Origin of the sequence: Pseudanabaena sp. UWO310 (assembly GCF_006861605.1) — a bacterium.
Lineage (GTDB): Bacteria > Cyanobacteriota > Cyanobacteriia > Pseudanabaenales > Pseudanabaenaceae > Pseudanabaena.
In genome coordinates this window covers 20,516-35,949 of record NZ_SELU01000035.1, presented here as the reverse complement: position 1 = coordinate 35,949, position 15,434 = coordinate 20,516, and the positions used below count along the sequence as shown (strand labels likewise).

Below are 15,434 nucleotides of genomic sequence, written 5' to 3'. Positions count from 1 at the left end.
TTTTTTAACTTGGTATTATACCAATTTCCAAAAGTGTGGCTACACTTTCGGGAGTTGAAAACCAAACCCAGTAAGGTTTTGAGATTCCCAAAATGGCGTAGCCATTTTTCAACTTGGTATTACTCATCTGCTTTGCATATACTTAGATTTTTGAGAAAGCTACTCCTAGACTGCTCGCATATTATGCCATTTAGACAATTCAGAGCCAAAATTTATCGTTCCCTATGCCTATTATGTATAACTTTAGGAATTGCGATTGGTTTAAATGCTTGTATTAGCCCCAGTAATGACAAAAAGACTGAAGAAGCCAAAAGCCCCGTACCTATTTTCCTATTCCTTCAAGCTTCTCCCGATGGTAAGACAATTGAGGGCATAGTTCCTTCCGATCTAGTAGAACAGTTTGGTAGTCTGGATCGCGTAATTCAGTCGATTCCTGCGGGTAGTAAATTTTCCTTGATGCAGTTCGGCAAGCCTCTGGGCACATTTCAAGTAAGTGCCATACGTGGCTCCGATGCCTTTGGCGCGATCGCTAGTTTTAAAGTGCAAGCCCCAGATAGTAATGACAAAAGTCAATCGGGCAAAAGCTTAGCCCCTGAGGTACTGCGCCAGCCCAATTTAACGATTGTGGCTAGCGATCGCATTAACACCAGCGATCGCAATTATTTTTTTAACTGTCCTAACAAAATCCAGCCCTTAGTATTGGAAAAGTCACGGAATTTATTTGTGAAACTAGGCGCAAGTCCAGCCGCCACCGCCCAAGTATCGATCGCCTCACTAGTCTGTGCTGATATCAATGGGGACAATCAGCCTGAAATTATCGCAGGGCTTAGACTCGACAACCCATTGCGTCCTGCGGGATTATCGGCTCAAGCATGGAAAGAGTTCCTATCGCTCCCGGCCACTCAACGTCAGGAATATAGCATGTTAGTCATGTTGAGTAAGGGAGCCAATGATGATTGGATTTCTGAACCAATTTTGACCCATACCAGAGCGCTTTCCTACGTTAATGATAGTGTGAGTAGCTATGCCCTCTATGGTATTCAAGAGGTAAATGGCGATCGCTATCCCGAAATCATCGTTCAAGAAATTGGTTTAAATTCTCTCGATGTGCGAGTATTTACGCCCAGCTTAAATGCTCAGGGCAAATGGCAATGGCGTAGTTATTATCAAAATCAGCGATCGCTAAATATCGTTCAATAGGTAGCTAAGTTTTTCCTAGAGAGAAAAGCCCATCCCGCTATAAAGTAAAAAGAAAATTGTTTTGTTATGCCTTTAGAAAATTCCCTTGCGTATCCCACCCTCTTCAAGCAGGTACGCATACTTGATGCGGACTCGATCATAAGTAATTCTGCAACATTAAACGATGTATTGATTGATCGCGATCGCCAAATTCATCTTGATGTCAGGCAGGATCAAATTCCTGAAAATACCCATATAGATGAGCGTTCGGGATTGATTTTAGGAACTGGAGCGATCGATCTTTACAGCACGAGTTGCGAACCAGGACATGAATCCAGAGAAACCATTGCCGACTTAGTATCTGCTGCGAAGAATGGCGGTTTTAGCAACGTCGGGATTTTGCCCAATACCCAACCCGCGATCGATGATATTGCCGCCTTGGAATTTTGGCGCAATATCCAGCATAAATATGGTCATATTCTGCAACCTTGGGGCGCTATCACCAAAGGATTGGAAGGCAAACAACTTACGGACATGGCAGAGCTTGCCGAATCCGTAATTGGCTTTACCGATAGCAAACCCCTAGGCAATCTCCTGTTAGTGCGCCGCGCGATGGAATATGTGAAGCCCCTAGGCAAGCCGATCGCCCTATTCCCTCAAAATCCCGAATTAGCAGGAAGCGGCGTAATCCGCGAAGGGAAATGGGCTTTGCAATATGGCATGACAGGCTATCCCGCCGCCGCTGAAACTTCCTCGCTCGCCGCGCTCATTGAGCTAGTCCGCCTCACTAAAGCACCCACCCACTTCATGCGGATCTCGACGGCTCAAGGGGTAGCCTTGCTCTCTCAAGCGAAAAATGATGGCTTACCCATAACGGCAAGTACGAGTTGGTTGCATCTCTGTCATTGCGATCGCGATTTAGAAAATTACGATCCCAACCTGCGCCTCATGCCTCCCCTCGGCAGTGAAGGCGATCGCTTAGCTCTGGTGGCTGGGATCAAATCAGGGGCAATTGATGCGATCGCCATCGACCATACCCCCTGCGCCTATGAGGAAAAAGTAGTTCCCTTTGAAGTTGCTCCTGTCGGTGCGATCGGCTTGGAATTTGCCATTCCCGTTCTTTGGCAAAACCTCGTCACGACGGGATTCTTAACTGCTAGTGAACTATGGCAAGCCCTGAGCATTAATCCTGCCAAAATTTTCGGAATCACGCAGCCACCACTCTCAACCCTTTTCGATCCAAATTTGGCATGGTTAGCCAGCGAACAAGCGATCGCCTCGCCATCGAAAAACAGTAGTTATATCGGGCGATCGCTCGTTGGTAAAGTAATCTAAAAAGAACCAAAAGACAAAAATGATAGACAAACCCAAAGTAATTGTAGTTGGTGCAGGTTGGGCGGGATTGGGGGCAACCTATCAACTCGCCAAGCAAGGCTATGACGTAACCTTGCTGGAAGCAGGATCTCAGGCAGGAGGACTAGTCGCAGGTTGGAAGACCGCAGAGGGACGCGCCATCGAAGCAGGCATTCATGGCTTTTGGTATCCCTATCGGAATATTTTTTCCCTCGTCAAAGAATTAGAACTAGATCCTTTCACGCCTTGGACAAGATCAGCGCAATATTCACCCGCAGGCTTAGAAGTCGAATCACCAATTTTTCAGGACTTGCCAAGGTTACCTTCACCTCTAGGGACTTTTGCCTATACGCAGTTTAAAAGATTGCCCCTCAGCGATCGCTTAACAGCCTTACCTCTGATGTATGCCGTCATTGATTTTGACAACTCCGAGGCTGCATGGAAGCAATATGACGGGATGACCGCCCGCGAGCTATTTCGGCAATATGGTGTGTCCGATCGCCTCTATCGCGAATCCTTTGAACCCATGCTGCTAGTTGGTCTATTTGCCCCAGGAGAACAATGCTCGGCAGCAGCCGCGATCGGAATGCTCTATTACTTTATCTTGGCGCATCAAGCGGACTTTGATGTGGTTTGGTGTCGGGGCACGGTTGGCGAGAAGATCTTTAAACCTTGGTGCGATCGCATTACCGAGCTGGGCGGCAAAATCTTGACCGATCGCCGTGTCAGCGACATCAGAACGGATGATACGGGCAAAGTAACGGCGGTAATCTGCGGCAATGAGAGCTTTGAATCCGATGCGGTAATTTTTTCCGTTGGCATTGCAGGAATGCAAAAAATCGTGGCAAATAGTCCAGCTTTGCAAAAGCGGCAAGAATTTCGGAACTTGATGAATTTAGGGGCGATCGATGTGTTAGCCGTCAGATTATGGTTCGATCGCCTTATTAACATTCCCCGTCCATCCAATGCCTGTTTTGGGTTTGAGGCCACTACGGGCTGGACATTTTTCGATCTGAATGCCCTTCATGATGAGTATGCCGACGCTACTGGCTCCGTTGTAGAAGTGGACTTTTATCACGCCAACCAATTCTTGCCCCTTGACGATGCGGAAATCATCGCGATCGTGCGGAAATATCTCGCCTCTTGCCTACCAGAATTCAACCAAGCCCAAGTTATCGATCGCAGTGTGGTTCGTCTCCCCCGTGCCGTTAGCCATTTCGCCCCTGGCAGTTATCAGCATCTATTAAAAGCCATCACCAGTTTCCCCAACTTATATATGAGTGGCGATTGGGTAATTACCAATCACGGCTCTTGGTCGCAGGAAAAAGCCTATGTCACAGGACTAGAAGCAGCTAATCTCGTCATCCAACAATTTAGTCAGGGGAACTTGACCCAAATCCTCCCGATCGAATCCGATGAACCACATATCCAGCTAGCCAGATCGCTTAACCAAAACTTAAAGGACTTAGCAAAGTCAATCTTTCTTAACTTCCGATCTACATAATTAGATCCTGATTAATGTAAGATCAGATACGGTTAGACCAACCTAAGACAAAAATTATGCTCTTAACAGAACAGGCTTCGTCGACTTCTAAAGGTACTGTCAGTTGTGTCTTAGTTGTAGAAGATGAAGAGATCATTCAAGATGCGATCGCCTTGGCTCTAAGGGAAGAGGGATATACAGTTTTTCTGGCGGAGGATGGTTACAATGCGCTCCAAATCGCTAAAACCGTTGCAAGACTGGATTTGGTAGTTTTGGATGTCATGTTACCTTCTATTAATGGGTTAGATTTCTGCCGCATTTTGCGTCACGAGGGCAACAATGTCCCTGTTTTGATGATTAGTGCGAGAGGAAATGAATCCGATCGCATCGTGGGGCTAGAAGTTGGAGCCGATGACTATCTGAGCAAACCTTTTGGAATGCGCGAGCTAGTGGCTCGCTGTCGAGCTTTACTACGTCGTAGCCGTCGGGACTTTGTCGCCACCAATGCTACGGTTTATAAGTTTGGCGATGTCACCATGTATCCCGATGAATGTCGCGTGACGATCAACGATGCAGAAATAAATCTATCCCCAAAAGAATTTCGTTTATTAGACTTATTTATGAGTCATCCCCGTCGTGTCTGGTCGAGAGAGCAGCTTCTCGAAAAAGTATGGGGAGTCGATTTTGTCGGTGATAGCAAAACCGTAGATGTTCATATTCGCTGGCTGCGGGAAAAAATTGAAGCCGACCCCAGCGATCCTAAACATATTGTCACTGTCAGAGGCTTTGGCTATCGGTTGGGATAGGCAAAATCCGCTCCTTTAGGCAAGCTTTTTAGCTAACAAAAAAAGAAGATAATGGCGGCGCTTTGCGCCGCAATTATCTTCTTTTTTTGGATATTAGAAACTATTTAAGAATTCACTAGATCCCCCCCAGCCTCCCTTAAAAAGGGGGGAGAATTTAATTCTTCCCCCTTTTTAAGGGGGATTGAGGGGGATCTCTTAGAACTTTTGACCGCAGAAAGTAATTCTTAAATGGTTTCTTAAGTAGCTAGGCGCAATTAAATATAAAATCTCAAAACCTGTAGCGCACGCGCAGCGTGCGCTACAGGTTTTGAGATTTTAATTATGCCCAACTACTTAGCAGTTCCAAACCAAATAAGAGAATGGCGGTGCTTTGCACCGCCATTCTCTTATTTGGTTTATGTACTAATAACACTTGGTGAAATTTATATATCACTTATATCAAATTCTTTATTTTTTAATTTTAGTTTTTAATTTTATTTTTTTGAGTTTATTTTTTGATTTTCAAGGGGCTTCACGCCCTAGATTTACGACATTTGCACAGTTCATTTTTTGGTAATTCTTGATAGTTTAGACCAAGGTAAAGAGTCTAACAAAAGGTTTTTCTGAGACATAAATCAGCCTATTTAACTATAACGAAATAATTAAATGCGACCTGAATTAACAAAGAATAAAAAAAGAATAAAAATCGGACAAAAATCGGGGATTTACTTGTAATTATCACCAGCTATATATCCTTTAAACAGGTTTATATAATTTTAGATAGTAGCAAGTAGATAAGGGAATGCTTATATTTATGTTAATTATAAATACATGAATTTTTGATCGATCGCCGTATATATACCTATATATTGATTCTCCAAGAATTTGTTAGTTAATAAAATTTAGACTTTTTTTACCTGTCGAAAAGCGATCGAATTATTCGGTCTAATGCTCGTCAAGGTGTAAAACGATGCTTGGATTTGTTAATGTTTTAGAGGAAATTCTGGTTAGAGAAACTTACATTCAAATTGAAGAACTTCCTCCCGAAAAACAACCTAAGGTCAAAGTCGCTGAGGTAGTAGCCTACGCACTCAATCGCCTACCTCCATTATTCGCTACATCTATAAATGGATGGCAGTATCAATATGCCTATGCCGTGAATGAATTGAGCCCACAGATTTCCCAATCGGTCAAACATGGGATCAAAACCGTTCTATTTGGCGATCCACTCCACGATCTAACCCCGTTACCTAACCATCTATTTACTAACAGCTCAGGCGTACTATATCAATTAAGCCAAATTCTAGGGCGCAGACATTTACGGTGGCGAGATGTCCCAGCCTTAGTTGAATCAGTAATTACCCGATCTCAATATGTCAGCAAAAATAGAGGTCAAACGATCATCCAATCTGACGAAGCAACTGTCGTGCAAGATATCAGTCATTTAAGTCGCCAGCAAAAAGCATTAATTTCTAGTTCGCGACGTTTCATGGAAAAACAATTAATCCAAAAACAACAGGAACTCAGGCAAAGAGAATTAAACCAACATAGCTACGAAGCCCAATGGCAAATGTATGGCAATTCTTGGGCTTGGGAAAAAAAGATCAAGGATGCCGCCGAAATGGAATATCGAGCGCTCCAGTCCTATACTTTGCAGGCTCAATTGGGGTTGGTTAATGTTTTAGAGCATCTCATCTTTAGGGCGATCGAGCAGGTGACAAAACCAGAGCTATTCGCAAGAATCAATCATTCTGAAGTAGCAGCCTATGCCCTCAATCGATTGCCTCCCATGTACGCTACTAGCGATCGCGGATTTAAGTATTTAAGACAACGGGCAATTAACGAATTTGCTCGCGAGTTAGTGGGAGCCGTGCGGACAGGGATAATGAGAGTCTTACAGGTTTCCTATGCTGATATTCCCCCGATCTATGCCTATCAGTTTGAGCAAGAATATATCCAATCTATGCAGCAATTAAACTACCTTTTCAAACGCAATGACATCTCACTCCATAATATTGTAGCGATCGTACAGGATTTACTGGAACGCAAATCCGCATGAAGAGAATGGCGGCGCGAAGCGCCGCCATTCTCTTCATGTCTTAGCTACAGTTGTCGCACTTTCGTGAATTGGTATTACAATGCCTCATCTTGCTGAAGCGGAGATTCAGGCACAGGATCGTAACCACCTATATGCCAAGGATGACAACTACAAATTCGTTTAACGGCTAGTCCTCCTCCCTGCCATAGCCCAAAGCGATCGATCGCTGTTAGCGCATATTGCGAGCAGGTGGGTTGAAATCTACACCTCGGCGCAAACAATGGAGAAATAAACAATCGATAAAACTGAATCAGTAAAATGACAAGTTTTTTCATGGATCTTTTCGTGACTGCGGTAGGCTAAAGATAACGCTATAGCCACATATTAACGTCTCAATCCTATCCCGCTAATGTCATCTCCTAGAACTGTTACGATCGCTGTTATTCAGACCACTCTGAATGCTGATGTTACGACTAATGTCACGAAGATATCTGAATTAGTAAGTAAAGCGGCTCATCAAGGAGCGCAGATAATCTTGCCACCAGAATTATTTGAAGGTCCCTATTTTTGTCGGGAAGAGCAAGATCGCTTTTTTGCTTGGGCTCAACCCGTTGAAAATCATCCCACGATCGCCCATTTTCAACATCTTGCCAAAGAACTTAATGTCGTGATTCCCATATCATTTTTTGAGCGATCGGGGCAGGTCTATTACAACAGTCTTGCCATGATCGATGCTGATGGCTCGTTGTTGGGAGTCTATCGTAAAAGTCACATTCCCGACGGTCCCGGATACGAAGAAAAGTTTTATTTCCGAGAGGGAGACACAGGATTTAAAGTGTGGGATACGGCTTTTGGCAAGATCGGTGTCGGTATCTGTTGGGATCAGTGGTTTCCTGAATGTGCTAGAGCCATGGTGCTGATGGGAGCGGAAATTCTGCTGTACCCCACCGCAATCGGTTCCGAACCCGAAGAGCCAGATCTCAATACCAAAGACCCTTGGCAGAGAGCGATGATCGGTCATGCTGTGAGTAATGTCATTCCCGTGGCGGCGGCAAATCGGATCGGACTAGAAGGCAATCAAACTTTTTACGGTCATTCTTTTATTGCCAATCATCGAGGCGATAAGGTTGCCGAATTGAGCGATCGCGACGAAGGGGTGATTTTAGCTAGTTTCGATCTCAATCAAGTAAGGTTAAATCGAGCCTCGTTTGGCTTTTTCCGCGATCGCCGCCCCGATTTGTATCAGGTTTTATTAAGTCCCTAAAATAAAGCCCCAGATAAGAATGGTGGCGCTTCGCGCCACCATTCTTATCTGGGGAATTGTTTAAACCCAAGACCAGCGACGTTTTGGCGTACTAGTCCTGCCGACTTCTTGCCTTTGCGATCGCGTTGGCATTGGTTCGATTACCGTCGTAATATCGGATAGTGGGTTTACCCTCAATTCATTGGTAAAGGTATTACATTGATAAACCGTGGCTGTATCTAGATCCAAAGCTGATAACCAACCACTTTTGGGATGATAACCACCAGTATCAATATCTAACCATCCCTTACCCAATACTAAATTTCCAGGTTTTACCCCCGGAAAAACAAAGGTAATCGTATGCCCAGTAATAATTATCTTGTCTTCAAAGAAAGGCTCGGTCGCACTATGGAACTCTTCGCGAATCCAGCAAAACTCTGCCGCACCCTGCAATTCGAGAGGTAAGTTAGGGTTTAGCCCCGCATGGACTAGCCATGCATCGCCTAGATCAACATAGAGCGGCAATTGCTGCATCCATTCGAGATGGGACGCTGGCAGCTTTTCTTTACCATAGCTCTCTAAGGTGTTAGATCCACCATTTAACAGCCATCCTTTCCAGACCAAAGAACTTTCATTATTATTAAAAGCATCGAGACACATCTGCTCATGATTGCCTCTCAGGCAGGTGTGCCCGTTCGCTATCACCCAACTGACAACATCGCAACTGCGATTACCGCGATCAATTAAGTCGCCTAAAAAGAACAATTTGTCACTAGGACCACAATTAATAAAGTCGATTAACTTCATTAACCCGTCATATTGACCATGAATATCGCCAAATACAAATCGAGTCAACTTATCTCACCCCATAACAAATGGTGACGGAAAAACATCAAGTATTCAAATCTAACGACGGGTATCAAGATGGACATCAATTAAGGTGTAGTGGTCTAGAGGATGGAGCAAGACTGATACAACTTTTTTTAAGAAACTATTTCGATCTACGCTCTCTATCTTATGACAATTTTTTCTGACTTTCGCCCTATTTTTGTTACCTTTGATGATAGGTGATACTGTCCTTTTACTTTAAATAGAAACTAAGATTACCCTAGATTTCCAACAATCTAACTACTAAATATTTACTGAAATATTTACTGAAATATTTACTGAGATCGATACTCCCTCGTTTCTCCATCAAGAATTGGTGTTTTGGCACAAAATATCAAAACACTAGTTCTTCGCCAATTCTTCATTGATGTTTTATATGTTTAATGGATTTATTAGTATCGATAAGCCCCCAGAAATTACCGCCCATGATTGTGTGAGTAAATTAAGAAAGCTTTTGAAACAAAAAAAAATTGGTCATGGTGGTACGCTCGATCCGATGGCTACGGGGGTTTTACCGATCGCCGTTGGCAATGCCACCAGACTGCTGCGGTTTTTACCTGATGGCAAAGCTTACGACGCAAAAATTCGTTTTGGCATAGTTACCAATACCGATGACATTACGGGTGAGGTGATTAGCGCTCGCCCCTGCCCCCATTTAACCCTTGCCGAAGTCGAACAGGCTCTAGTTTGCTTTCAAGGCACAATTATTCAGCGACCACCTGCGTTTAGTGCAATTCAAGTCAATGGTAAACGACTGTACGATTTAGCGCGTAGGGGAGAAATTACGGAGTCTGATATTCCTACGCGATCGGTGGAAATCACGGAAATTCGCTTACTCGGATGGACGATGGGAGATTATCCAGAACTAGATGTGGCGATCGCCTGTGGCGGCGGCACATATATCCGCTCTATTGCTCGAGACTTAGGAGAAAAGCTGGGCTGTGGGGCAACGCTATCGGCATTGAGACGGACGCTTAGCAATGGGTTTGATTTGAATTCTAGTTTGTCCTTTGAGCAGGTCGATGCACTATTGCGATCGCATAGCCTTGAAGTTCTCGCGCCCGATAGGGGCTTACATTTTTTGCCCAAGGTCATACTGAAGGAAGAAGATAGTAAACGCTGGCGCATGGGACAAACTGTCTCAAGGCAATCCCCTCTCCACAACGAAGACATCCCCCTAGGCTATGTCAGGATATGCGATGCCGAGCAGAATTTTTTGGGTATTAGTGAGGCTAATGGCAATGGCTTCCAACCCATAGTTGTTTTATATCCCATAAATTAGGGTAATGCCAATTCACGAAAGTGTGACAACACTTTTGTGAATTAAAGCCCAAAAGAGGGTTGCCGCGCGGAGCGCGGCAACCCTCTTTTGGGCTTTGATTTTTCCTAACAAGACTGACAACAGCTATAGATTTAGATTTTGCTAGTCAATTTAGTCAGCAATTGGTTAGAACGTTGCAGAAAACCCTTCATGCTGTCAGCATCAAAACTCTTCTGAGCCATCAGCGCAAGGTCGTAGACATGGGTACAAATCAAGTTAGCCAAGTCTGCCGATTCAGACTTGACACCGCCAATAATCTGGCTGCTATCAAGCTCGATCAGTTTTTCCATAAGAGGATGGGCTGTATTGACCAACAGGACATGATCCTCAGGGAAGCTGACCGTGCCCTGTTGCATGAGAGCCATCATTTCCTGCATCCGACGAGCAGATTCTGGTAACAGGATAATTGCGGGTGGAGCCGAAGCAGCATCCTCAGCCTTAATCGCCTCAGTGCGAATCACCAATTTGGGCTTATTCAAAGCATCGCGGAAAATGTCTTGAAGATGGTCGCTCTTGGTTTTATTAGTTTTGGGATCAACAACTTCAGTTTTGGAATCCTTATCAACGAGGCGATCATCGATCTCCGCATCGACACGGGCAAACTTGATGTCTTTAAATTCCCGTTCGAGGAAGTTGATGAAGTGACTATCGATAAATGCGTCAAAGGTGAGTACTTCTAAACCTTGATTTTTATGTAGTTCGACATAGGTACCTTGGGCGATCGGATCGGAGGTATAAAACACTTGATTTTCGTGTTTTTCCTTATTGCGCTCTAGATAGGCTTGCAAAGTCGTATAGTTACCACTTTCGCTCTTGACGGCTTCATCTTCGCTAGTGGTCGCATATACCAAGATTTCCTTAACTTGCTGATAAAACTTATCGCTGTTCATGGAGCCAAATTTCATGAAGATGCTGATATCTTGCCAGCACTTCAAAAATTCTTCGCGAGACTCGCTATAGAGGGAGGTCAAGCGATCGCCTACTTTTTTAGCAATAAATTCTTGAATCTTCCGAACCTTGGGATCTCCCTGTAAAAAGCTTCGAGAGACATTTAGAGGAATATCTGTACTATCGATCGCTCCGCGCAATGGCATCAAAAACTTGGGGATCACATCATCGCAATTGTCACTGACGAAAACGTGATTGCAAAATAGCTTGATCTGTCCACGATTAGGATCGATGTCAGCCTTCATCTTGGGGAAATACAGAATTCCTTTAATCACAAAGGGATAATCGGTATTGAGATGAATCCAGAACAGAGGATCGTCTTGGTAAGGATAGAGATAGCGATAGAATTCTAAATATTCGTCCTTAGTGACGGACTTGGGTGATTTATCCCATAAAGCCGTCTGCTTATTAATAACCTCATCATTTAACTTGATGGGTACGGGCATAAAGTCGCAATAGTTGCGGATCATGCGCTTGATCGAGGCTTCTTCGAGATATTCCTCAGCGTCTTCTTGCAAAGTTAAAGTAATCGTCGTGCCGACGGTTGCGCGATCGCTATCATCGAGGGTAAAGGTGGTCGAGCCATCACAAGCCCAATGCACAGCCTCAGCCCCATCCTTGTAGGAACGAGTATCAATCTCGACGTTACTCGCCACCATAAACGACGAGTAGAAGCCCAAACCGAAATTACCAATGATCTGTTGATCGCCCGTGCCGCTACTCGCATACTTAGTGGCAAACTCCTGAGCGCTAGAAAAGGCAACTTGGTTAATATATTTTTTAACTTCATCGGCGGTCATACCAATCCCTGTATCGGCGATCGCTAAGGTCTTTTTATCCTTGTCAATCGTCACCGTAATTTCAGGCTCGGCTGAATGACTTGTTTCGCCAGCGTAAGACACCATCTTGAGCTTGCTAATGGCATCTACGGCATTAGAAATCAATTCCCGCAAGAAGATATCGCGTTCTGAATATAAAGCCTTCTTGATAATGGGAAAGATATTCTCGGTATGAATGCTGATCGTTCCCTGCTCTTGCATATCGCGCAAAGCTCCTTAATGCTACTAAATGTTACTTACTCTTAAGTCAAGCCTGATTATACCGAACCAATCGCAATACCCATGCGTCCGATGTTGTCGCGTTCTCCGTACCTACCCATAAATTTGCGATAATTTGCGATCGATGTGAGTTCGGGATAATTTGAAACGGGCTTTGAGAAAGGGATGGCTACGCCATCCCTCTCTCAAAGCCCAAAAGTAAAAGCCTTGCTTAGCAAGGCTTTTACTTTTGGGCTTTGAAAATTTGCCAGCATAAACCGAACTGACGTTAGCTACAGTCCCTTGACTTAGGACAAATCAAACTCCAAGAATTGACTGGCGGCGCGAAGTGCCGCCAGTCAATTCTTGGAGTCTTGCTCCTAGTACAGGGGACAGATATAGCTATTCAGCAATGTTAGGACAAAAATCAAACCCAATAGAGAGTTGCGGCGCTTCGCGCCGCAACTCTCTATTGGGTTTGATAGCCTAACTTAAGTGAATATAGCTATATATGAAGGTTTGCAAAGCAAATCTATACATTTTTGTAACTCTTGTTGAAAAACCTGATTTGCTCATCTATTGTGATATCAATACTTCGGATTTAAACACAATTCAAACACAAGAGATATGGTGATCGCAGCAATTATCTACGTATCAATATCTGTACTTTTAGTCATCAGTGCAGGTATATTTTTCGTTAAAGCGATCCAGTCTTTAATGAATAAGCAACAAACATCGAATAAGTATAAAAACACCGATCGCGTCCTGTTTTTACCTGAAAATGCTAAGGATCCCTTGGCTATTTCAAACCGACGGGCAGAAATCATTGCTATGCTGGAACGACAATTTGCTAGTAGCCCATCATCTGACTCCTAGCACTATGAACAGGTAGGAGCAAAGATGACGGTTGAATTCCCTATCTCCACAGGAGAGGCAGACTATGTGGCCCGCCGCAAACAACTGCGAAAACAACGCCGCCTTCGCATCTTTCAACGTATTTGGCAGTTAACATTTATCACTGGAATCACGGGTGGGATGCTGTGGGTTGCGATGCTTCCTGAATGGCAGCTACGGAGCCCCAGCCAGATCGAAATTGAAGGTAACAAACTTCTGTCTAAGGAAACCATTAGGAAATCCCTCGCACTCCAATATCCCCAATCGATATTTCAAATTCAACCGCAAGAACTCGCCAATCAGCTCGAAGCCAATGCCCCTGTATCAAAGGTTTTAGTATCCCGCACAATATTTCCCTCAAAACTCACTATTCAGGTTCAAGAACGATTGCCGATCGCCAACGCTACACGTAAAGGTCAGCAGGGGTTCTTAGATGCAGAGGGAATATGGATGCCCGCTAAAGCCTATCCATCGAATATCACCAAGCCCAACCTTGTCGTCCTAGAACCGAATAATCGAGCGATCGCTCAGTGGTCAACTCTTTATCGTCAAGTCAGTCAGAGTCAAGTTAAAATTTCGCAAGTAGATGCTCGGGACGACTCAAATTTGATTTTGACTACCGAGCTGGGCTTGGTTTATTTTGGTACGTACAAACCAGCAATTTTTAACACCCAACTAGAAACCCTTGATCGACTGAGAAATCTGCCCGAAAAATTTACATCAAAAAGCTTTAAATATATTGATGTAAGTCAACCAAGCGACCCGATTTTAGAAATAAACAGGTCACCAAAAGATAAATCTTCAGAAACAAAATCCTAAATTGTCGTTTTAAGGCTATTATTATTTTTTTCTGGTAGGTTTAAACTGTTACTCGGACTTCTGACTCGAATGGGGTTTAAGCTTAGCAAAATCTAGAGAGCATCAGTACAACGATTCTATTTATGACATCCCCCGATAAATGACATCTCAAAACGACTGGTCAGGTTTGAACTCAAATGGTTCGGAAAACGGAGAAGTAGACGTGCAAATGGATGAACTTTCTGAGTTTTCAAATAACTCTAGACTACACCTAAGTCACTCTCACAATCGTATGAAGCAGCAGTTAGGCGTTGATGCAAAAGCGGATAATATCATGTTGGGCAGTGTTGCAAAAATTAAGGTAATTGGTGTTGGCGGTGGCGGTGGCAACGCTGTAAATCGCATGATCGCCAGTGATGTGGTTGGTGTAGAGTTTTGGTCGTTTAATACAGACGCTCAAGCATTACTGCAATCCTCCGCTTCTAAGCGATTTCAAATGGGTCAGAAGCTGACCAGAGGTTTGGGAGCAGGTGGTAATCCTGCGATCGGCCAGAAAGCTGCCGAAGAGTCCCGTGATGATATCGCAGCAGCCGTCGAAGGAGCCGACTTAGTATTTATTACCGCAGGCATGGGTGGCGGCACTGGTACTGGAGCCGCACCCATCATTGCGGAGGTCGCCAAGGAAGCGGGAGCGCTCACGGTCGGTATCGTCACAAGACCCTTTACCTTTGAAGGTAGGCGACGAGGTCAGCAGGCTGAAGAAGGAATTGCAGGTTTACAAAGTCGGGTTGACACTCTAATTGTGATCCCCAACGATAAGCTGCTTTCAGTAATATCCGAGCAAACTCCTGTACAGGAAGCCTTTAGAGTTGCTGACGACATTCTGCGTCAAGGCGTGCAGGGCATTTCCGATATCATCATGATCCCTGGGCTCGTAAACGTAGACTTTGCCGATATTCGCGCCGTTATGGCGGATGCTGGTTCGGCAATGATGGGTATCGGTATTGGTTCTGGCAAGTCTAGAGCAAGAGAAGCCGCAATGACAGCCATTTCTTCGCCTCTGTTAGAAACTTCCGTCGAAGGAGCCAGCGGTGTTGTCTTTAATATCACTGGTGGTGAAGATATGACTCTCCATGAGGTCAATGCCGCCGCCGAGACCATTTATGAAGTAGTCGATCAAAATGCCAATATTATTTTTGGCGCAGTCATCGATCCCAAACTAGATGGCGAAATTCGGATCACGGTAATTGCCACAGGGTTCGCACCCAAGTCCCATCCAGCGATCCCGCCCCAAATTGTGAAAAAGGTACAACCTTTACCACCTACGCCCACCACAAGGACATCGACCTCTACAACGCCTACATCACAAACAGAAATCAAGCTGAGTAAGCCAGGACTAGATATCCCCGATTTCCTCCAACGCCGCCGTCCCCCCAAATAAAAAGCCATAGATTTTAGGAGCCATGC

At 44.5% G+C, this 15,434-nt stretch carries 13 protein-coding genes; 10 read left to right on the top strand and 3 right to left on the bottom strand.

What is annotated here, in order from left to right; all coding sequences use genetic code 11:
• The first annotated feature begins 183 nt into the window (after nt 1-183).
• From PseudUWO310_RS12980 to PseudUWO310_RS12960, 5 genes are all read left to right on the top strand, one after another.
• Nucleotides 184-1,200, top strand: a complete 1,017-nt coding sequence (locus PseudUWO310_RS12980; protein ID WP_142601892.1) for a hypothetical protein — start codon at nt 184-186, stop codon at nt 1,198-1,200.
• A gap of 66 nt (nt 1,201-1,266) precedes the next feature.
• A complete protein-coding gene (locus tag PseudUWO310_RS12975; protein WP_142601889.1) occupies nt 1,267-2,514 on the top strand; it encodes a dihydroorotase in 1,248 nt (415 codons plus the stop codon).
• A gap of 19 nt (nt 2,515-2,533) precedes the next feature.
• Nucleotides 2,534-4,036: an FAD-dependent oxidoreductase gene (locus PseudUWO310_RS12970; RefSeq protein WP_142601887.1), complete on the top strand. Its 1,503-nt coding sequence runs from the start codon at nt 2,534-2,536 to the stop codon at nt 4,034-4,036.
• Between the two features lie 56 nt (nt 4,037-4,092).
• Nucleotides 4,093-4,821 (top strand): winged helix-turn-helix domain-containing protein, encoded by a 729-nt coding sequence (locus PseudUWO310_RS12965; RefSeq protein ID WP_142601885.1) that lies wholly within the window; start codon nt 4,093-4,095, stop codon nt 4,819-4,821.
• Between the two features lie 949 nt (nt 4,822-5,770).
• Entirely contained in the window at nt 5,771-6,859 is a 1,089-nt protein-coding gene (locus tag PseudUWO310_RS12960) for a late competence development ComFB family protein (protein ID WP_142601883.1), read from the top strand.
• A 74-nt stretch (nt 6,860-6,933) separates the two neighbouring features.
• Here PseudUWO310_RS12960 and yidD read toward each other — a convergent pair whose 3' ends face one another.
• Nucleotides 6,934-7,173: a membrane protein insertion efficiency factor YidD gene (yidD, locus tag PseudUWO310_RS12955; protein ID WP_142601880.1), complete on the bottom strand. Its 240-nt coding sequence runs from the start codon at nt 7,171-7,173 to the stop codon at nt 6,934-6,936.
• A 74-nt stretch (nt 7,174-7,247) separates the two neighbouring features.
• Here yidD and aguB point away from each other — a divergent pair, with 74 nt between their 5' ends.
• A complete protein-coding gene (gene aguB, locus PseudUWO310_RS12950; protein ID WP_142601878.1) occupies nt 7,248-8,102 on the top strand; it encodes an N-carbamoylputrescine amidase in 855 nt (284 codons plus the stop codon).
• Nucleotides 8,103-8,162: 60 nt separating this feature from the next.
• On the opposite strand, the gene PseudUWO310_RS12945 is transcribed toward aguB, so the two are convergent.
• Nucleotides 8,163-8,936, bottom strand: coding sequence for a metallophosphoesterase family protein (locus tag PseudUWO310_RS12945; RefSeq protein WP_142601876.1), 774 nt, complete (start codon nt 8,934-8,936; stop codon nt 8,163-8,165).
• A 409-nt stretch (nt 8,937-9,345) separates the two neighbouring features.
• Here PseudUWO310_RS12945 and truB point away from each other — a divergent pair, with 409 nt between their 5' ends.
• Nucleotides 9,346-10,251, top strand: coding sequence for a tRNA pseudouridine(55) synthase TruB (truB, locus tag PseudUWO310_RS12940; protein WP_223805649.1), 906 nt, complete (start codon nt 9,346-9,348; stop codon nt 10,249-10,251).
• Between the two features lie 131 nt (nt 10,252-10,382).
• On the opposite strand, the gene htpG is transcribed toward truB, so the two are convergent.
• Nucleotides 10,383-12,278, bottom strand: coding sequence for a molecular chaperone HtpG (gene htpG / locus PseudUWO310_RS12935; protein WP_142601871.1), 1,896 nt, complete (start codon nt 12,276-12,278; stop codon nt 10,383-10,385).
• A gap of 624 nt (nt 12,279-12,902) precedes the next feature.
• On the opposite strand from htpG, the gene PseudUWO310_RS12930 reads away from it, so the two are divergent.
• From PseudUWO310_RS12930 to ftsZ, 3 genes are all read left to right on the top strand, one after another.
• Nucleotides 12,903-13,151 carry a hypothetical protein gene (locus PseudUWO310_RS12930; RefSeq protein WP_142601869.1) on the top strand — a complete coding sequence of 83 codons (249 nt, stop codon included), beginning with the start codon at nt 12,903-12,905 and terminating at the stop codon, nt 13,149-13,151.
• Nucleotides 13,152-13,175: 24 nt separating this feature from the next.
• Entirely contained in the window at nt 13,176-13,988 is an 813-nt protein-coding gene (locus PseudUWO310_RS12925) for a cell division protein FtsQ/DivIB (RefSeq protein WP_142601867.1), read from the top strand.
• Nucleotides 13,989-14,127: 139 nt separating this feature from the next.
• On the top strand, nt 14,128-15,408 hold the full coding sequence (ftsZ, locus tag PseudUWO310_RS12920; protein WP_142601865.1) for a cell division protein FtsZ: 1,281 nt from the start codon (nt 14,128-14,130) through the stop codon (nt 15,406-15,408).
• The last annotated feature ends 26 nt before the right edge of the window (nt 15,409-15,434 follow it).